We start from the raw sequence: 18,924 nt of genomic DNA, 5'->3' as shown, positions 1-18,924 counted from the left end.
TGTCACAGCGTAATCCTGATTGTCTCATTTGTTATTTGTACTCATGAATTCTGCAAAGTAGATTCGATGAAGATGGTGTTTCCTGTTCTTCAGTTTCCTCCTGTCGAAGAAGAAAGTCTCAACGCCTGCCCATATGAAAACCCAGCTTGCAATAACAAGGATCTCGTGAAGCGCATAGGGATTGAAAGAAAGCTCGGTGAGCAGTGAAGCTGTCCCCATCGCTATAACACCGAATACCATTAGGGCAACGCTGACTCTAAAGAGCCGCCTCAGATCTAGATCAACGTAGCAAAGCAGGGGAATCAGTTGTTTCCTAACTGACTCCTTAACCCTTTTCGGGAAATCCAGCAAGTCGGCATTTTCGGAATCTACAACTACAGCTAGGTCTCTCTTTAGAGGCAGATATTTTGTTTTCTCTTCAAGGGTGTCTATTGCTCTTTCCGCGTCATGTCTAGTAATAGTCGGTCCGGTAAGCTTTAGATGCACTATATCTTCCTCTATTCTCTCTGAATAGGTTTTTACAAGATTGTTGAGTTCATTAATCTCATTCCTTTTCTTCTTAAAGGCGTCCGTTTCCAATTTTCTCATCTCCATCCCTTGAACTGGATTCTTTTTTATTCATTTGGGCGTTCGATTTCTTCCGAATGAATGATTATAAATCTACCTGGGTGGCAAAAAGAAGATAACGAAGGAGTATTCGCAAGACTATCGAGAAAAAGTATTCCACGCATTATTGATTTGATTCTAGTTTGCCCTGTTTGCTCTTTTGAGAAATGAAGGACCTGATTGTGGATTAAACCTGTGAAGCCTTTGGTACAATCCCGCCGAGTTCTTATTTCAAGTCAAACGTGACTTACTTGACTTGAGACATTCTTAGGCTCCTCAGCTGTTCCTGGGTGAATTACCTAGAGTGCTGCCAAAGAATCTACGTTCAAAGTAGATATATCGTTATTCTGTAGCTCTTTGCAGGTCACTCGTTCTCGCTGGAAGCTAAAGACTCAACTCCATCGCGATCTTATGAAGGACTCATATACAACTAGTAGTTCTTCACAGGTCACGATGGTGTTGTCCAGCTCTACATTCTATTCACCGGAAAATAATGATGCGCTTAGCCTGAGTTTAGTCCTCTATTAGTGCCATGAATATTTATGTTCCGCGTCCTTTCTGGTGCCTTCAGTGACGAGATAGTCCAATAGCAATATCTCATTTGCTCTGTCAAAAGACGGGACTACTCCGAACATGTGATTCCATGTATTGACGAAGATCAAGGGCCTTTCATCCACAAATGTTATTACGTTAGGCATCAGGACTGCCGACCCGTGAAGATTCTTCGTGTCTTCAAAGGCGTGGTTGCCCGCAAAGACGCCCGGGAAATCGAGAGCGATTATCTTCCCTCCTGAATCGAATCTTATGTAGAAAGTCTCTATGTCTTCTATACGGCCATATCTAAGGTACCGATAGACATCATATAGGAAATCGATGACTGGACACGGGTAATCCTCATCGGTGAAAACAACAGTTACCTGGAGTGTCAAATCCTCTTCAGAGAAATCCGTAAAAACTTCGGCGATTCCGTTCTTCGAATCGCTTTGGGGCATAGAAAAAATCGGTAATTGAATCTCAAGTCTTGCGAACAATCCAATTGCCAGTGCCAAGAAACATGCTGTAAGTAATTTTCTCATCACGACTCATCCTCCATGAATTAGTCTTCGCTTCTCGAATCATATTGTATACCCCACGAGCACTCAAGTGACCACAAATATCGTGATCTTATGCTCGTCCAACTTTGGTCGCCTTTGAAGTGGACTTTCCTCGGTTGGATCCTCTCCGGAAGTTGCAAAATGCAATGCTGGATCAAAAACTCGTTGAGAATTTTGATTCGTCTTTAACTCTTTGATAAGATATACCGAGATACAACAAAGGTTGGTGAGCAAATGAGAATCATAGATTCGGAAACAGGTAAGATATGTGTATTTGACGAAATCGAAGCGCCGTTTGCAGACGCGCAGTCTTTGCTGGACGGAATATCCGACTACGTCTACGAAGGTTGCACAAACTTCGTATTCAATAAAGAACATTTTCCCGAAGAGTTCTATAATCTCAAAACGGGTCTTGCCGGGGAAATCCTTCAGAAGATGACTAACTACAGACTAAGGATCGCTATAGTTGGCGATTTCAGCGGTATCCAGAGCAGAAGTCTGAATGCCTTTATTCTTGAGTCCAATCGGGGAAGCCAGAACTTCTTCGTTTCAACAGAAGAGGAGGCCATCCAGAAACTAAGCGGTCAGAGCATTCAAAGATAAATACTTCCTTCCGGGACAGACTCCCTTTTTTACACTGTGTTAAACTTAACACTGAGAACATCTTCTGCTTTCAATGAGTAATAGCTCTCATGTAAGTAGATAGTGTGAACTACAGGTAAATATTAGAGTCTGTCCCTAAATAGGAGAGAGCTTAAAACGGCCTATTAAAGAGACAATAAGTGCATTTTGTGGATGTTAACTAGATGTAAAAAATGGAGTCTGTCCCCGGAAGTAGAAGTGAGTTATCTGTCAAACATGGGCTTGTCTAGACTTCCGTCCTTGCTGTAGCCGTATTCTTCCCAATAGCCTCTGTATTTGTCGTCGTCGGATAACTCGATTTCTTCGACCCATCGGGCCCACTTATATCCCCATTTGTCCTCCGCAACTACAATGAAAGGAAACCCCTGGGCAGGAGGAAGCTCGATTCCATTAAGTCTATCAGCGATTATTATGTTTCTTTCGCGCACGTATTCCAGAGTCAGGCTCGTTGTGTATCCGTCTGTAGATTTAAAGATTACGTTCGTGACCTGCCCCAGTGGACTCGCCTTCTCAATCAAGTCGACGAGTGAAATTCCTTCCCACAGCATCTTCGCCGTCCAACCTTCTACACAATGAAGCGTGACTAGCTTCTGAATGTGGTGTAGCTCCTGCAGCTGGGGATAAGTCATAAAATAAGGTGCCTCAACAAGACCGCCGATTTTCAGAGAATACTCATCAACATTCACATACTGCACACCTTTGATAGAGTTCTCCCTGAATGCGTCGAGATCGTCAAGCTTCATGCCCTCATATTCTTTTACTATTACTTCGGGTGCAGAAGGATCGTCTGGAGTGCCGGTTACTCCGAACACTATTATCACTAACGCGATGATACCCACCGCAATCATTATTGTAGTCTTCAAGAAAAGTCTCTCCTTCATATTTAGTATTGTTCTAAATTAGATGGAAAGGGGACTCTTCTGGTTCAATGGTTTCCGTTTTTCTTGTCACCCATTTCTTTTCGGGACTCCATCATCAACATCATCGCAATCTTTGAGGTCATGGCTAGCATCTCATTCCTTCAGAACAGCAACTCAAAAATGTTGCTTTCCTGCAAGTAGCCTTTCATTTATCGAGTTTAGTTGCATTCAATTCCGAGGGGCTTTGCGAGGTCTTCCTCTCTTCTTTCTGGCTGTTGAAGCGGCAGTGTTTTCTCCAAGTTCAAGTTCGAACCCCTCAGAGAAGAACGGCTTCCCCGAGATTGTGCTGCTGCGCATTTCTTTGATAAAGCTTTCATCATCAGGATAACCCAAAAACTCTTTCCATCCTTCTGAATTCCAGTTCAGGCCGAGTTCTTCGAGAGAGGAAAGAGTAATTCCATATCCAGTGTGTTTAGCAATCTCCGAATTCGAATCGACTGATGCTTTTCGGATGTCCTGCTCGGTCGAAATCGTTTCTTGCTTTGAGAGATCGCTGTTGTTGGAAGAATCACTAGCTCTGGATATCGTCCTTCTTGTATCTTGAACAACACCATTTTTCAGGTTTTGATTCTTCGATCCGTTCTCAAGACGGCTGTGAACCAAGCCACAATTTGGACCAGATGATGAAGACTGTAGAACTGAGAGGCCGACATGTTCGGCAGCACTCGACCATTCATATTCCCATGGAATGCCTACTAAGTTGGCCCGCACCGGGTTTCTTTCAACGTATCTGACCGCTTCAATTGCGTGATTCCCAAAAAGAGGACAGGAATAGAATCTTGCCTGCCATAAGTGACCCAACATTTTGTTCTTGAAGTTGAAGTACTTTGAATACCTCATGTTCGCATACTTAAATGTCAGTGCCAGTGAGTCGGGCGTCATAGGAGCCGCAATGAAGTGAACGTGATTAGTCATTAGGCAGTAAGCGAAGATCTTTGTCTTGTACTTCTCTGAGTATTCACCTACGAGTTGAAGATATCTCTTTCTGTCTGAGTCGTCTTCGAAAATATTCTGTCTGTAGTTCCCTCTCTGAGTAATATGATGGGCCACGCCCTCAAAAACAACCCTCGCATGTCTAGGCATCATCTCACCTCGAGTGGAAAATTGAAGAGGCGGAGCACTCCGCCTGAGAAAATAATAGCAAAGAAAAGTGCAATAGTCATCACCCAAATCTTCAAAAAGGAGTCACCAAAGCTCTGCCGAAAAAATACTCTGGCCTTGTCATGAATGAAAAACATCGTGTGGTAAGAGTCACACTTTTATTTGGAATTGGAATAATTTCAGTGATAGGCTTAGTTTGGTTGAATAGTCTCTCAAAAAAATCATTGCTCCATCTGCGGGCGATTATTATCAAGGAGGACTTATGCAGGAAGCTATCACCAGGATTCTTGACAGGTATCTCATTGAGAAGAGAAAGGAGTTTGCAAAGAACAAACTGGCGCATTTTTTGAGGGGCGAAGTAAGCAGCAGAATTCAGGGAATTGTAGACTCAGAACACCCTGATCAGTTCAAGGTATCTGCCTCTGCCGGACAAGGCCAGTGGGCAGAGATTCCATGGATCGGTGTCTTCGATAGGGAAATTACGGAATCCCCTACACACGGCTATTTTGTAATGTACGTCTTCACTTCAGACATGTCGGCTGTCTATCTCTCTCTTAATCAAGGCTGGTTATTCTTCAAAGACACATATGGCGCACAGGCAAAGGAAAAGATCGCCACTGCAGCAGAAGCTTACAGGAGAATACTCGGCCAGGAAGAGCGTTTCGACTATGACAGGATATCTCTTAAAACGGACAGAGAATTAGGGGTAGCTTATGAACTGGGCCATATATATGGAAAGAAGTATGAGAAGGGAATGATTCCCGGAAACGAGACTCTAAAGCGAGATTTGCTCCAAATAATCGCTCTTTATGAAAGGTTGAAGGTAATTATCGGGACAGAGGCTCCGGAGGAAAAGATAAAGAATATCATCTCCGAACACGAGACGGCTCCGCAAGTCTCAAATGCCAAATTCATGGATGAAGTAGAAAAAAACGAAGATGAAAGCATTTCAAAAAAAGTAGCGACTGATGACCACTCAGTTGACCTTTACGCGTTGAGCTTGCAAGAGGTGAGTGAAAGATGCGCCCTTCCAGTCGATGAAACGGAGGGGTTCCTGGATGAACTTGAGAAAGCCGGTATCTGTTCATCCAAGATAGTCGAAGGAAAGAGATTCTTCCCGCTCGATAGTCCCGAGTTAGTCTCGCGAGCTGCTGCTCTTTCTGCGGAGGGCCAATCACTTGGAGATTCAGTTGAATCAATCAAAGAGGGTGACGAATTGGATGCGAAAAAGCTCAAAGACCTAGATGAGAAGGTCGACAAACTCTCAAAGAGTATAGACTCGCTTTCCGCAAAGTTTAGCTCTCACGTGGCAAAATATCACTCTGCCACTGAAAAGAAAGGCTTCTGTTATCACTTCAAGGAAGCCTTCAGAAGCATAGGGAAAAAGAAAGCCTAACCCGTTGACGATGTTTTCGGGGGACAGACTCCATTTTTAACATGTCGTTAACACTTCGCGGAAAAATGATTACGCCCTAGCGCTATAAATTCTGGCAGTAGCGGTGACTGGTGAATGAGGCATCTGAAGTTTAATTTCCTTCTTGCATGTTCTAAGCTAAGGGCAGTTGGTGAGACTGAAGCAAATGAAACTTTTAGGAACCGCTTATAAATATCTGCTAGGGCCTTCCAAATGATAGTGAATCAATAGCTCGGGAAGCGGTGTCTCTTTCTGCAATATTTAGAGGGGGTCAGAAAAGACCACCTCGGAAAGTTTCACTCTCGTTCACTCGAAGAAAAGCGTCGGTCTTAAGTTGTGAGAAACCTCATTTTCTGCTTTCCATTATGTCTATGGATATTCGACTCAGAGAAGTTCATGGACTTACCGCTGCAAAGCAATTACAAGGTATTCTTGATGATCCAATCAGTCTACTCAGTCTGCACGTTTTGGTGTGAAAATCATGAAGATAGCGAAGACGGTCACCGAAACAAAGAGTATCGTGAAAAATAATCATTTGCGAAATGAACTTAAATTATCCTCCTGTTAGAATAATCTTGACTGTTGGCTTAAGAACTAATCACAGATCCTGAGACATTGAAGGTGAATAATGACTGATCACTCCACAAGATCGATAGAAATCCCTAAATACATACCTAAATACATAATTGTAAAGCCCCAAGCCGTGGAAGCAATGATAGCTTTTCTCGAGATGATGAGATTCGGTAGAGTGTGTTTTGCAACCCAGGAGAACATCCTTGATATCATTCCTGAGTTAGAAGAAGTAGCTCATCGAAAGAACAACTTTCTCTTTCTAGTTCAAGAGAGGCCGTATCTGAATCGTCTAATGACCACTGTTGAGATCATTCACACTGAAAAACCGGATGCACTCGTTGGTGTAGGAGGAGGTTCGGTACTAGATACGGTTAAATTTATCGGTCACATTCTCAATATCCCGATAATTCTGCTCCCTACGCTCGCCTCAAACGATGGAATCTGTTCTCCTGTTGTCTCTGTGAGACTTGACAATGGCAGGAGTGACAGCTTGAGAGCCAGGATGCCATTTGCGCTCTTTGCGGATACTAAGATTATCTCAGATGCCCCGAAGAAGTATCTCTTCGCGGGCCTGGGCGACGTCATCTCAAACATAACCGCGATTCTCGACTGGGAGCTTTCCACACAGCAAACGGGAGAGCAAATCGACTACTTCTCAAGAATACTGTCCGTAATGAGCTACAAGAGTCTTCTAAACTTCAAAGATGCAAGCATAGATAATGAGAATTTCGTAGAGACCCTGGTTGATGCACTCATTACCAGCGGAATATCCATGGAGTATGCTGGCAATTCTCGGTCCGCAAGCGGCTCAGAACACATGCTATCGCATGCGGCAGATGTAGTCTTTGGCGCGCCATTTCTTCACGGCCATCAAACTGGATTTTACACATGCGTGATACTGAAGGCATATGGTGACGAACTATACGAAAGAACGCTTCAACTTCTCTGTGATATCGGCTTTTTTTCATTCTTGCCTGAAGAACTCTTTGACAGTAACAGATTCGCAGAGATCCTAAGACTGGCGAGGTCTATAAGAGATCGATACACGATTTTAAACACTCTTGATGACAACCAGCTGCTGAAAACATTCGAAGACACAGTCTCGGAAATTCGCTACGCATTGTCTCACAGTGACTCGAAAAGTAAATCTTGCCGATAACTCATCTGCTTTTCTATTGGCAGACTGGCTTATAAAAGGTTCAGTCTTCAACACGCAAAGAGTAAGTCGCCGAAAACCGAATTCTAAACCAAACGCAGGAAATTAGTTTGCCTTCCGGTTTCTCGCTGCGTTTCTTACACTAAGCAAACGATTAACTATGAGTCTTGAACCCTTACAATGTTTGCTGCAGAATGTACCCTCACAATTAATTTGCTGTAATCGTTTCTTCATTCAGATGGCAGACTAAACGAAGAGTCGATAGAACTAAGCCTCATATCTTTTTTTGGACTTGAGCGAATCGCAGAGATTCAACACAACACTTTCGCAGTGCTTTATTGTGTTTGTAGAACGCAGAATGATAGGAGCTGGTTGATATAACTTTGCTAAGAGTTACTGTAGTTTGCTGATTACATCATTATTGATATAATACTCCCAGCAAGATATCGAACGTATGATGATTCTCATTCAAAACATTCCTTGGGGGTAACAGGTTATGAAGTTCATTCCAAAAAGAACTTGGCAACTGAAGAACTTGAAGATTTCTTTTCTTGTCCTGACGATTGGTATGATAATCGCAAGCATTTACACTGCATATTGTGTGTTAACAAGAGGCGAAGTCCTTCAATCCAACCCGAAACTCTGGTTAGCCGTCATTGGAGTCTATATTTTTACGCTCTTCTGTACAACTTATTATGCAATGCTCAGTGTAGCATACAGGAAACGAAAGAGAACTGAATGGTGAAAACTAGAGAGAAGCAAGAGACATCAGTTCGAACGCGCTGTTTTTGAGTTGAAATATACCTTTTTGTGAGCTTACAAAACCATCCAAAAAGAGATGACATGTCCGTCTGGGTAGGCCTTTTCTGTAACAGAAAACATCACTGGCGAAACTTGGCTGATATCTCTGTGCCTACCCATGCGTCGGCATGATGATAACACGTGAACACATTTCAGCTGTAGAGCTATTCTACCAAGGTCTAAATCCTAGACTTAGGGCGAGCAGTAAATATATGAGAGATTGGGGTCTTTGCAGGAGAAGAATAAGATATCTTCTGATTCTGAACTAAAGCGTTCAAAGCAAAGCCGAGAGTGGTCTTTTTCAGCGATAAGCGGTTTCCGACTTTCGACTAACTAAAAAGAACCTGAATACATTCTCACCAGACTGAAAGAAATGTTGCTAGTATGTTTAAAATGGAGTCTGGTCACTGTTTTGAGTCTCGTCAAGGTATTTGGGATCGTTATTCGGTTTAACTAAGGAATACATCTCAGGGTTTTCCTTAGAGCCGTTAAGATGTCTACGAATGAAGAGTCCGCAGTTGCTGCCGATCTTGTTCTCCTCAGGTTCGCCCACGCTCACAATGACATCGAAACCCTTTTCTCGAAGGACTTCGAGTAAGCTTGAATGATTGGTTAGAGTGCCATTGTCCTCGACTGCAGACTTCAATCCCTTTTCATGAGATCTGTACGTCGGATTGACCGGAGTTATCTTAATCAGGAACTTCTCCGGGTCAAAGGTGGCAGAGATCACATTATGATCAACAACGGATTCTGTAGAGAGGGCGAAGTTGAGAGTGATCTTCCTATCCTTCGTACCACAGAATCCCGATCCGTATTCTGCTATCTGCTCAAGGCTCCATTTTCTGAAGGGAATCAGCAAATCTCGCTGGACTTTGTCTGTGGAGTGAATCGAGAACTGAAGTTGAAACCTCCCTATGTAAAGCCTTTCCTTAATAGAATAAAGCTTTTCGAAAAAAGTCTTTGAACCAGCAGGGGCGATTGTGCTTATCGAAGGCAAAAGTCCCGGTGCGTCATACCTCAGCGGAAGCGCTTCAAGTGTCTCTAGAACGGAAGGATTTAAAGAGGGCTCCCCTATCCTGGCAAACTGGACTTTGAATTTCTTCACATCAATGCTTGAGTTATACCTTCTATTTACCATATAGTCTATCTGTTCAAGCATCTCCTCACTGCCCAGGTTTCTCCTATAAACTCCACCTGCATCGCAGAAAGCGCATTTAACCGGGCAACCATCCATCGTTGATACGATCAAAACCCACTTCTCTTCTCTGGGAAGCGGCGGTTGAAGTGACTCTACGAACTCAACCCATGAACCTTGCGAAGTCTCTCCGGTGTGAACGATCGCCAGTTCTTCTTTGCCGAAACTCTGAATTATCTTCAAGACTCACCACCTCTGAGAAGCAATTCTCATAGCAGTCCTAATTCCGTCACCAACGGCAATTGAGGCCTGTCTATATATTTCACCCCTCGCATCGCCTATTATCTCATATCTCTGAGAATCGATTGTGGGAAGCGCCGGCTCCCTTCCTATACAGACAAGCAGAACCTCGGCGTAGTAGACGTCCTGCGGCGTGGTAATCATCAGGAGGGAGTCTATCGCATCGACTCGCAATATAGGTTCCGCCATGTGCAACTCGACCCCGGTCTTCTCGGCCGACACTCTTAGTGCGTCAATCGCTCTCACAGATTTACTTCTGGCAAAGAGCATCGTTTTCCTTCCAGTAAGCTTCGCCCTGATTGCTCCGTCAAAGGCCATATCCCCTGCGCCGTAGACTGCAACTGCACACGTTCCGTCCGGAATATCTCTAAATTCGTATACGACTTTCGCATCCGTCTCTAAGGCGGGAAGCCTTTTTGGCATCGTGCCCGTAGCAACGACTGAATAGTCGACTACATAGCTTGCCTTAGTCGTCAAGATGGTTCTGTCGTGAATGGCCGTTGCGTCTTCACGAATGAGCTCTATTCCATTTCGGCTAAGATGATCTTTTAGCTTGTGACAGAGATCCTCTCCCGCAGAAGGTTGAAGAAAAGGAATATTCTCCACACGCCAGGCGTTATTGAGAAGCCCGCCCACGTTCCTTCGCTCGAAGAGAAGCACATCAATTCCATATCTCTTCAACATTATTGATGATGCGACACCGGCCGGTCCGGCCCCGATAACTCCAACCATCTTTTTCATTTGGGATGTCCCTTGAGCAAGTTCAGAATTTCAGCCGTCCTAGATATCATAGAAAAGCCATTCGCAAGATTCTTGAGAGAACAGATGTGCCGGTCTATCCCTTTGTCACATAATGCATCCTCTATCATCATTGTCGCGTAGCCGTTCGTGAAGGCTGACCTCGCAGTCGTTTCGCAGCACAGATGCGTCCTAGCGCCACAGATAGCGAGCTGATTCACGCCCCAGCTTTTCAGAAAGGAGTCGAGAGCAGTTTCATGAAAAGCATCGTATGTGTCTTTATAGAAGATTGGGAGACCTGTAAATTGAGGTACCGCCCAGCTGTCTTCAACGGTGTTTCTCCACCACTGCATCATCATTTCCGAGCCACCTCTGTGAACGGTCAGAGCAACCGGAAAGCCGAAGGTCGTGAACCCTTCAATGAGTCTGGCGGAATTTGATACCACTACTTCGATTCCCTGCAAATAGGCTCGAGATTCTCTATCTGTGAAGTAGTTCTGAAGATCTACCACGAGCAAAGCAGGAGAAAGAAGCATTGGGCTGTGCTTCCGGCGTTCACCGCCAAAGGTTTCTTCAAACTGACTCTCTGAAAGCAAGATTGATTTCCTCCCCGGATACTCCGAATTGAACAATTCTATCACTGACCAGTTCCAGCGTCTTTGGGGACCTTCATGTAATGTTAACACACAGACGTCATGAGCACTAGATAGCTATAGTCTGAGACTAATTCAGAGGAAAACTGTTGCAGAGGAGCTTTATATTGGCGAGTCTTTCTCATTAGTCAGATGAGATGGCACGATCCGTTGTCCGCTTCAATATTAAGAATAATCTTCGCGCCGAGAATTATGTTTGCGCAAGAAAAGGAAAGCAGTTGACGACTGCGTCAGCAGAGTTGTGATAACAGATTTGCAAAACACTGTCATCCCGTGTCCATTTATCAAGAATTGAACTGTCGACATCGTTTGAAGCCGCAGGTTTGCGGTTCAAGCTAATGGAAGCGGAAGCCAAGCATGAGATGCTGTACCAAGTTCAAACAGCGGCTGATTAAGAACGGGTTTTGGTTCTGGAGTCCGGAGCGTGGTGAATAGAAGCGATTGACCAATTCACCAGTTCAGTGCTACTTAGAACGTCTTCCCGGGTAGATGTCAGTCTTTTCGGAGGACCATAGACGATCAAAGTTGTCTTAAGCGGCGTCAAGCTACTCTACGGTAAGCGTTGCTAAAGAGAAAAAGTGCTCACAAAGATACGTGTTCATGGGTTATCGCTTTCCATCTTCTTAGTGAAGGCGATGATTGCCAGAACCATCAGTACAAACGCATAGCCTATAACCCATGCCAGTTCCGGCATTATTCTGTTGTATTCACCATTCAAAGCGTGTCTACCGGCATTGACAGCATGCATGAAAGGCAGAGCCTCTGCGACGGCCTTGAAAGCTCCTCCGACTAACTCCACAGGGAACCACGCGCCGGAAAGCCATGCAGAGCCATTGGTAAGGAGCGCGCCGCAAAGCCCTCCGACCTGTTTCTCGGTGAAAATGCTCCCACAAAGCAATCCTAGCGCGATATTCACTAGTGCGGCCGGCATCAACACAACGACTGTCAGAAGAATATTTATACTGACATCTAGTCCCAGTAGTACAGCTACTAGGAAACAAGCCAGTATTTGCAGCGCCGACATGGGGATTAATGGCAAAGTATATCCAAGTATATAGTCTCTGGCTTTCATTGGGGAAGTGAAAAGCCTCAACATAAAGGAACTTGTACGATCCTTCGCAATGATCATTCCCGAGAACAAAGATATGAAAGAAAGGCCAAAGACCGCTATACCCGGAGTTAGATTTTTGATTGAGAAGAGTTCTACTGGTACATTAGACTGAATCAAGCTAAGCATCAGTAGAACGATTACTGGGAAACCTATCCCGAAAGCCAGATTCAGTTTATCTCTAAGTAGCTCCTTTGCATTCCTAATCGCAAAACTACTCATTTTCATAGGTCTTTTCTCCCTCGCACAGCGCAACGAATGCATCTTCAAAGCTACTGGCATTTGCCAGTTCCTTAAGCTCAGCGGCAGTTCCAACGGCAACCAGCCTTCCACGAGACATTATTGCTATTCTATCTGCCAGCGCCTCTGCTTCTTCAAGGTAATGTGTAGTAAGGAGAATCGTGATTCTCCCTTTCATCTCTTGTATGATTCGCCATAGTCCGCGGCGTGCAAGCACATCCAGACCCAGAGTTGGCTCATCAAGAAAGAGGATCTCCGGTTCCGTAATTAGAGCCATGGCTATGGAAAGCCTACGCTGCCAACCTCCCGAGAGAATTCGAGCTCTGCTCTTTTCAATTTCCGAAAGAGAGAAATCTGAAATTACCTTGTCTGTCATCTGTTGTGTCCTTTTCGAGTCGTAACCATAGATCCCGCACATCAGTTCGAGGTTCTCACGCACGGAAAGATTAGGGGCCACGGCGGTTTCTTGCGGCGAAACGTTTATGATTTCCTTGACTTTAAGCGGAGAGGTCACAACGCTATTTCCCATTAATAAAGCATCACCACTTGTTGGTTTTATGAGACAGGAAAGCATTTTGATTGCAGTAGTCTTTCCCGCGCCGTTGACACCTAGCAAGGCGAATAACTCACCTTTTTCAATCGTAAGATTGAGATCTTCCACTGCTCTTGTTACTTTGTATGTCTTTGACAAGCTCTTTGTCTCGATCGCTGTCATTTCTCTTCATCCTCATCATCGATCGATTTCACGGCTTTCGCGAATCTAATCGAGTCCTCTTCGCTGTAATCAGGATAAACCTCTTTAGCTCTTCCTGATAAAATCGCGTCAGCGATCCTGTCGAAAACGCCATACCTTTCTATGGCAATGCCTTTCTCTGAATCCGCAAGAAGTATCAGCGTGTCTCCAGGAGAAATCCCAAACATATCTCTGACATCTTTTGGGATCACAATCTGTCCCTTCTGACCGACCTTAACCGAACCCATATACTTTCCGTTGGTTTCACTTTTTGCCTTCATAACACATTCGCTCCTTCTGATAACAGATTCGGAGTTGTTCCATGTGTATTACTAGTATAACTATTCCAACTAATCATACTTCCGAGTCTTCACTTTGTCAATATCCTTGTTATGAGTCACTTGTGACCCCTTCTTAATCAAAATCCCCGTTTGAGAACCTTATCATTACCTACGTCATCTTATTCCTTAGTTCCATAATCGGTTATCACTATCAAATCGACGTGATTTCTTATGCATGTCTACATTATTGATCTTAAGTCCCCGCTTGGGCCTGAACCACTCTTTCGCTATTGCCACACCCCAGACCCGACAACCCTAGACCCTGCTCTTCCTTGCTCTTGATCTTATATCCCCGCTTGAGCGGGTGGGAACGCTTGCGGAAGTGCTTTTCTGGCAACGACTCAAAAAAACAGATCGCGGGCTACAGATTAATAAGACAAAAGCGCATTGGAAGATACATTGTTGATTTCTTCTGCAAGGAATTGAGCCTTGTAATTGAAGTAGACACTAGCTCCCATTACATACGGGGCGATGAAGTTAGAAAGAGACGAAAAGAGCTTGAGAACTTGAGCTCAATTGTTATCCGCGTGCCTGAAAGAGATTTTTGTTACAACATTGAAGGCGTCGTAGAGGAAATTAGACAAAAGCTTCTGCAAATTGCACAAGAACAGAGAACATAGCTAATAGAGAATGGCGAAACTCCTAACCATGTTGCATTAACGAATGAAGCCTTTTCCTTCTGATCGGGAAATGGGCATTTGTGTTCCACTTGATTCTTCTCACTTGTGATATCTTACATTTCGATGTTGCGAATTAGTGTACACCCTCCGCACTTTGTGGCCCTCCTCCCTCAAGGGAGGATTTAAGATCAAAATCATTGAGAGCCTAACACAGCATATACAGTCAAGGTAGAAGAGACATCATATGATATCTCTCGATTACTCCCTAACTTATGGGTAATGATGAGCTACCTCAAGGGAGGATTCGAAACCCATTTAAGAGCGGTGAACAATCTCAGCTTCACGGAAACGCCAATTGTCTCATCATTCTCCTGCATCAGCATCCCATATAGCTTCCCCTAGTACCACTCAGTTTGTTATCCCGTAAAGCCTGCCCCAATGAGCTGCCTTAATGAGCCTGCCCTGAAAAGGTCCTGTTCAGGGATCGTGATTGGAGGTTCAGTTTGGGGGGTCTGTACGGGATCTCACCGTAAGATGCGCTGCACGCTTAAGAACGAAAACGCGCTGACCGCTGCGAAGACAACATTGTCCGTCGGCGGTCCACTGTTCTCCGAGAAGAGCAGACGTCAATGAGGAAAAAATTGCTCTTTGTTCCAGAGGAAGGATCTGTTCTTGGTTAGTCAAAGTGAGATCAAAGAGATGCACGTGACGGTGTAAGTTTAATCGCCAATCTTACTGGTCTCTTCTCTCTCAATTCTCTCGTGAGCGCAGCGAACCTCTCCACAACGCTCTTTCTCAATGGTCTTTGCTTGCCCGACGAAGTCGGAACTGGCCTCGCTGTAGGCGAGACTGGCCAGGCGGAGCCTGACTGGCCTTTGTTAGCAGACTGGCTCCCAAACGTTCCTACGGTCTGTCCCATTTTTCGCGTAAAAGGCAGAGAATCCAACCAGGACCTTTTTCGGGCGAACGGCCGTTCGCCCCTACAAGAGAACTGCACAATCATCTGAAATTGTCATCCCGTAGAACCTGCCCCAATAAGCCTGCCCCAAAATGCTCCTGTTTGGGTCTCCTGTTCCGGGATCCTGTTTGGCGGGTTTGCACGGGATCTCGTTCTTCTCATACGTCTCTCCATCTCTATTATTCTCTCACGCTCCTTAACCAAGAACCTGGGCCCGAAGTGCCGGAACAAAGAACTGCTCTTTCGAGGGACGGGTTCATGATCTGGGACGAAGGACCAAGGACGGTTCCTTACATCAAAACGGAGTTTAATTTCTCCGAGAAGCATGACTGGCCTGGTACGAAGATGTTGGAATGAGCATGCAAACGTTAACTAGATGTAAATAATGGAGTCTGTCACAAAAAAACCGGCATGGCCGGAACTGGCCTCGCTGTAGGCGAGACTGGCCAGGCGGAGCCTGACTGGCCTTTGTTAGCAGACTGGCTCCCAAACGCTCCTACGGTCTGTCCCATTTTTCGCGTAAAAGGCAGAGAATCCAACCAGGACCTTTTTCGGGCGAACGGCCGTTCGCCCCTACAAGAGAACTGCACAATCATCTGAAATTGTCATCCCGTGATGGTTCTGCACGGGATCTCCCACTTCAAAACCTGCTTCTTATGACCCGCTCATAGTTACCCGTATTTCCTAACCCGCTCTTCTAACCCGATCCTTCGTTTTCTACATCGTAAAGCGGTCAGCGTTTATTATGCAGTCGGCTCTTTTGCCTGCAACTAACAACTGGAACTTGGAACTGCACTTAAGAAAGGAAGGAGATTCGCCATGGATCGGGCAGAAAAAAACGAGAACGGATCTCCTGCCAGAGACCCGCTCTCAAAAAAACAAAATAACAACCAAGTCAATGTTAGCATTTCTACTCAGAAAGTGACTAATTCTGCCTACAGTTTCTGCAACAGTGATATTACTTCGTCCATTTCCGCAAAAAAAGTGAAGGGTTTTGGTTCTAAAGTTTCTTATCCAACCCGGAACCCCGGACCTGCAAAAAAGTCTCTACAGCCGTCCGTCTTCAAACTGATTCTCATCTCGCTTTCTTAGTAAGAAGAATCAATGCTTAGACATCTTCCATTTGCTGATGATTGTTGGAATGAGGGTGAGAGTGACTATGGCGCCGGTAACCATTCCTATGGCAAGAAGCAGTCCGAGTCCTGAGAAGAGTTTCAAGGGCGCAAAGACAAGCGTGGCGAAACCCGCCGCAAGTGCAATGGTATTCGAGAGTACCGCTGGTCTGACTTCCTCTCTTGCCTTATAGATGTCTTTAGTCTCTATGAATCTATTGATCAGATGAATTGCATAATCTATTGTCATTCCCAGAAGAATTCCAGCGACTATTGCCGTCGAGATTTCCAGCCTAATACCCAGTATCGCCATGTAAGAGAAATTGAAGAATACAGACAGGGCAATTGGCAGAACAGAAACCAAAGCCAGCTTGAAAGACCTGAAAACGATTATCAGGAGCAATGTTATGACTACTAAGGCCCACAGTATTGTACTGACCTGACTACCGAGTATCTCGTTGTTTACACCGGATATTATCAACAACGGAGAAGCTACGTAAGGAGAATACTGGGGATACTTCTCGAGTATTTCCTTCAAATCATCTTCGAGACGCTGCGAGCTTACTGCATCGGTATTAGGTGTCTTCACCAGTAGCCGTAATGAGTTTCCAACCATGTACTGCTGAATAGGCAGATCTCCGCTGCGCGCCGCTAGCTGTAGGATCGGCAGCGGAATGTTGAACGCGCTGGAAACATCCATTATAGAGGAAACGCCCTTGACCTCTTCTAGCTGGTTTATGTCGGAAATTAGGTTCGAAATGATTTGTGCATCGGCGCCGGTGTAGATGCTGTTCTTGTCAAGGATAACGTAAAAAGGCATGTTCCATCCAAACTCTTCTCTGATAGTCTCGGCCGATTTCACGATCTCGGAGCTCTTTCTGAAATAATCGAACTGGTCGAAGTTCCTTTCTATTCTAGAAATGAGAAAGGGTGAGACGACTGCAAAGACTATTATCACTAGAAGTACTACCTTGTCGATCTTAATTGCTCTTTCTCGTGTTGGCCCTTTGAACCTGAGCTTTCTCTTCACTGCCGGGAGATCCATGAAATAGAGAGCAGCGGGAAGCATAAGCAAGACAAGCGCCGAGCTCATCATGATCCCAAGTGAGACCATTATACCCAGTTGCCTGAAGGCCTCAAGGCTACTCACCAAGAATGTCAGAAAACCGACCGCCGTAGTAAGCGCCGAGAGAAATACCGGTATGAGCTCTTCGCGTATTGTGCGTTTCAGCGCAATACTTCTTTCAAGAAATCTCCTGTTTGTAATGTACCGGTCTACAAAATGGAGTCCATAGGACGACGAGATTATAACTATAAAGAGCCCGACCGTAGATGTGAGAATGTTTATATCCAAACCGATCATTACGCTAAAACCGTAAGTCCAGACAGCGGCAATGATTGAAAGAATCGAAGGAATGACAGCCGCCCTGACGCTTCCAAGCCTCAGAAAGTATATGAAGCAGATTAGTCCGAAGAGGATGGGGGGATATACCACCAGAAGCGCCAGTATGGAGCTGTTAAGCTCTTGATCGACTATTGGCTCACCGCTGGCGTAGAACTCCATACCTACGAGCGAATCGTTGGCCACTTCAAGAATCCTTTTCACATCGGCACCATCGGTCACATTTATCGGAATTAGTGCAACTTCGCCTTTCTCGTTCAGAAGGTTGTCCAGATAGAGTGGATTATTAAGTATCTCGCCGACATTGTCATTAGGAAGTCCTTCCACGAAGTACGGCTCAACGTTAGTGCCGCCAATCAGACTAACCTTCGCTGCATCCTGATAGGAGTTGTAACTAACGACTCCCTCGATCGAGGAGAGTTTCTGGAGGAAGTTATGGATCTTGAGTGAGTTCTCTTCCTTGAAAAGACCGTCCGTCTTGACTACAATGATAATCTGCTTCTCACTTCCGAAAAGATTCTCCATCATTCTCATGTTTTCTCTCGAAGGAGATTTCTCTGGCAGAAGGAATTCGCTGGAGACGCTGATCTCCATTTTTAAGATAAAGAGCCCCATTACTACAGTGATGATTGTGAACAGGGCGATTATAGATATGGAGATCTTACGGTTGATCATTTTGAACTCCCCCTTTGATAGAATTCTACTACTATCTCGGAAAAAGTTATGTTTATGTACAGTAAAATTTGTTGATCGTTCAATACTTTAACTGTTATAATAGTCAAATGGGAGGTGCAACATGACTATGGAAGGCAATGAAATCAGTCCGGAAAAGATTCTGGAAACGGTATTCGATCTGATCCGGAACTTCACCAAGTTCTTCTCATTCAGCATAGAAGCCGAAGAGATGAAGACAATAGAGCTTTACATCTTGTTATATGTTGCACTCAAAGGTCCAGAGAGCATGTCCTCGCTGGCAAAGGAATACTCAATGACGAAGAGCAATATCACCGTTCTTGTGGACGACATGGAGAGAAAGGGGTTGCTTGCCCGCATTCGTTCAGAAGAAGATAGAAGAGTAATCATGATAACCCTTACAGATAGCGGCAAGAGCTTTTTCGAGAGTTTTTTGGGCAACTTCTCGAAGTTGATCTCAACGTTCATTAGAAACGTTGGAAGCGAAGATCTCGCGATCATCACCGATGGTTTCGAGAGAATTACTAGCATAGTTGTCGATGAGAAATTCATCGACTCCGGTGGCAAGAACTGAGGTGATAAGG

The 18,924-nt window shown here is 44.8% G+C and carries 18 protein-coding genes; 7 read left to right on the top strand and 11 right to left on the bottom strand.

What is annotated here, in order from left to right; genetic code table 11:
- Positions 1 to 24: 24 nt before the first annotated feature.
- Together Y697_RS06095 and Y697_RS06090 are read right to left on the bottom strand one after the other, a co-directional pair.
- The gene (locus Y697_RS06095; RefSeq protein ID WP_121550765.1) at positions 25 to 588 is read right to left on the bottom strand and encodes a hypothetical protein; all 564 of its coding nucleotides are present in this window, start codon (positions 586 to 588) and stop codon (positions 25 to 27) included.
- Positions 589 to 1,130: 542 nt separating this feature from the next.
- The gene (locus Y697_RS06090; protein WP_121550843.1) at positions 1,131 to 1,682 is read right to left on the bottom strand and encodes a hypothetical protein; all 552 of its coding nucleotides are present in this window, start codon (positions 1,680 to 1,682) and stop codon (positions 1,131 to 1,133) included.
- Between the two features lie 252 nt (positions 1,683 to 1,934).
- On the opposite strand from Y697_RS06090, the gene Y697_RS06085 reads away from it, so the two are divergent.
- The gene (locus tag Y697_RS06085) at positions 1,935 to 2,303 is read left to right on the top strand and encodes a DUF4180 domain-containing protein (RefSeq protein ID WP_121550764.1); all 369 of its coding nucleotides are present in this window, start codon (positions 1,935 to 1,937) and stop codon (positions 2,301 to 2,303) included.
- A 242-nt stretch (positions 2,304 to 2,545) separates the two neighbouring features.
- Here Y697_RS06085 and Y697_RS06080 read toward each other — a convergent pair whose 3' ends face one another.
- Positions 2,546 to 3,223: a molybdopterin-dependent oxidoreductase gene (locus Y697_RS06080; protein ID WP_121550763.1), complete on the bottom strand. Its 678-nt coding sequence runs from the start codon at positions 3,221 to 3,223 to the stop codon at positions 2,546 to 2,548.
- Between the two features lie 207 nt (positions 3,224 to 3,430).
- Complete coding sequence (locus Y697_RS14945) at positions 3,431 to 4,345, bottom strand: transposase (RefSeq protein WP_259462340.1); 915 nt, start codon at positions 4,343 to 4,345, stop codon at positions 3,431 to 3,433.
- Positions 4,346 to 4,625: 280 nt separating this feature from the next.
- Between Y697_RS14945 and Y697_RS06070 the strand changes: the two genes are divergently transcribed.
- The 3 genes from Y697_RS06070 (at position 4,626) to Y697_RS06060 (ending at position 8,251) form a co-directional block, all read left to right on the top strand.
- On the top strand, positions 4,626 to 5,759 hold the full coding sequence (locus tag Y697_RS06070; RefSeq protein WP_121550762.1) for an MrcB family domain-containing protein: 1,134 nt from the start codon (positions 4,626 to 4,628) through the stop codon (positions 5,757 to 5,759).
- A 646-nt stretch (positions 5,760 to 6,405) separates the two neighbouring features.
- On the top strand, positions 6,406 to 7,509 hold the full coding sequence (locus Y697_RS06065; RefSeq protein ID WP_121550761.1) for an iron-containing alcohol dehydrogenase family protein: 1,104 nt from the start codon (positions 6,406 to 6,408) through the stop codon (positions 7,507 to 7,509).
- 493 nt (positions 7,510 to 8,002) lie between these two features.
- Positions 8,003 to 8,251: a hypothetical protein gene (locus tag Y697_RS06060; protein WP_121550760.1), complete on the top strand. Its 249-nt coding sequence runs from the start codon at positions 8,003 to 8,005 to the stop codon at positions 8,249 to 8,251.
- A gap of 444 nt (positions 8,252 to 8,695) precedes the next feature.
- Here the strand turns inward: Y697_RS06060 and Y697_RS06055 are convergent, their stop codons facing one another.
- From Y697_RS06055 to Y697_RS06030, 6 genes are all read right to left on the bottom strand, one after another.
- Positions 8,696 to 9,685 (bottom strand): radical SAM protein, encoded by a 990-nt coding sequence (locus tag Y697_RS06055; RefSeq protein WP_121550759.1) that lies wholly within the window; start codon positions 9,683 to 9,685, stop codon positions 8,696 to 8,698.
- A 3-nt stretch (positions 9,686 to 9,688) separates the two neighbouring features.
- Positions 9,689 to 10,483, bottom strand: a complete 795-nt coding sequence (locus tag Y697_RS06050; protein WP_121550758.1) for an NAD(P)/FAD-dependent oxidoreductase — start codon at positions 10,481 to 10,483, stop codon at positions 9,689 to 9,691.
- Positions 10,480 to 11,076, bottom strand: a complete 597-nt coding sequence (locus tag Y697_RS06045; protein WP_220665732.1) for a cysteine hydrolase family protein — start codon at positions 11,074 to 11,076, stop codon at positions 10,480 to 10,482. The genes Y697_RS06050 and Y697_RS06045 overlap by 4 nt, the downstream gene beginning before the upstream one ends.
- Positions 11,077 to 11,731: 655 nt before the next feature.
- A complete protein-coding gene (locus Y697_RS06040; RefSeq protein ID WP_121550757.1) occupies positions 11,732 to 12,469 on the bottom strand; it encodes an ABC transporter permease in 738 nt (245 codons plus the stop codon).
- Positions 12,456 to 13,196 (bottom strand): ABC transporter ATP-binding protein, encoded by a 741-nt coding sequence (locus Y697_RS06035; protein WP_121550756.1) that lies wholly within the window; start codon positions 13,194 to 13,196, stop codon positions 12,456 to 12,458. The genes Y697_RS06040 and Y697_RS06035 overlap by 14 nt, the downstream gene beginning before the upstream one ends.
- Complete coding sequence (locus Y697_RS06030; RefSeq protein ID WP_121550755.1) at positions 13,193 to 13,495, bottom strand: AbrB/MazE/SpoVT family DNA-binding domain-containing protein; 303 nt, start codon at positions 13,493 to 13,495, stop codon at positions 13,193 to 13,195. The genes Y697_RS06035 and Y697_RS06030 overlap by 4 nt, the downstream gene beginning before the upstream one ends.
- Before the next feature lie 374 nt (positions 13,496 to 13,869).
- Here Y697_RS06030 and Y697_RS06025 point away from each other — a divergent pair, with 374 nt between their 5' ends.
- Together Y697_RS06025 and Y697_RS14605 are read left to right on the top strand one after the other, a co-directional pair.
- Positions 13,870 to 14,175, top strand: coding sequence for an endonuclease domain-containing protein (locus tag Y697_RS06025; RefSeq protein ID WP_183083736.1), 306 nt, complete (start codon positions 13,870 to 13,872; stop codon positions 14,173 to 14,175).
- Positions 14,176 to 14,936: 761 nt separating this feature from the next.
- Positions 14,937 to 15,182 carry a hypothetical protein gene (locus tag Y697_RS14605; protein WP_183083735.1) on the top strand — a complete coding sequence of 82 codons (246 nt, stop codon included), beginning with the start codon at positions 14,937 to 14,939 and terminating at the stop codon, positions 15,180 to 15,182.
- 1,052 nt (positions 15,183 to 16,234) lie between these two features.
- Here the strand turns inward: Y697_RS14605 and Y697_RS06015 are convergent.
- Positions 16,235 to 18,322, bottom strand: a complete 2,088-nt coding sequence (locus Y697_RS06015; RefSeq protein ID WP_121550753.1) for an RND family transporter — start codon at positions 18,320 to 18,322, stop codon at positions 16,235 to 16,237.
- Between the two features lie 121 nt (positions 18,323 to 18,443).
- Between Y697_RS06015 and Y697_RS06010 the strand changes: the two genes are divergently transcribed.
- A complete protein-coding gene (locus tag Y697_RS06010; protein WP_121550752.1) occupies positions 18,444 to 18,914 on the top strand; it encodes a MarR family winged helix-turn-helix transcriptional regulator in 471 nt (156 codons plus the stop codon).
- Positions 18,915 to 18,924 lie beyond the last annotated feature (10 nt).

It is taken from the genome of Mesotoga sp. BH458_6_3_2_1 (genome assembly GCF_003664995.1).
Taxonomy (GTDB): domain Bacteria; phylum Thermotogota; class Thermotogae; order Petrotogales; family Kosmotogaceae; genus Mesotoga.
This window is presented reverse-complemented; position numbering and strand designations above follow the sequence as displayed.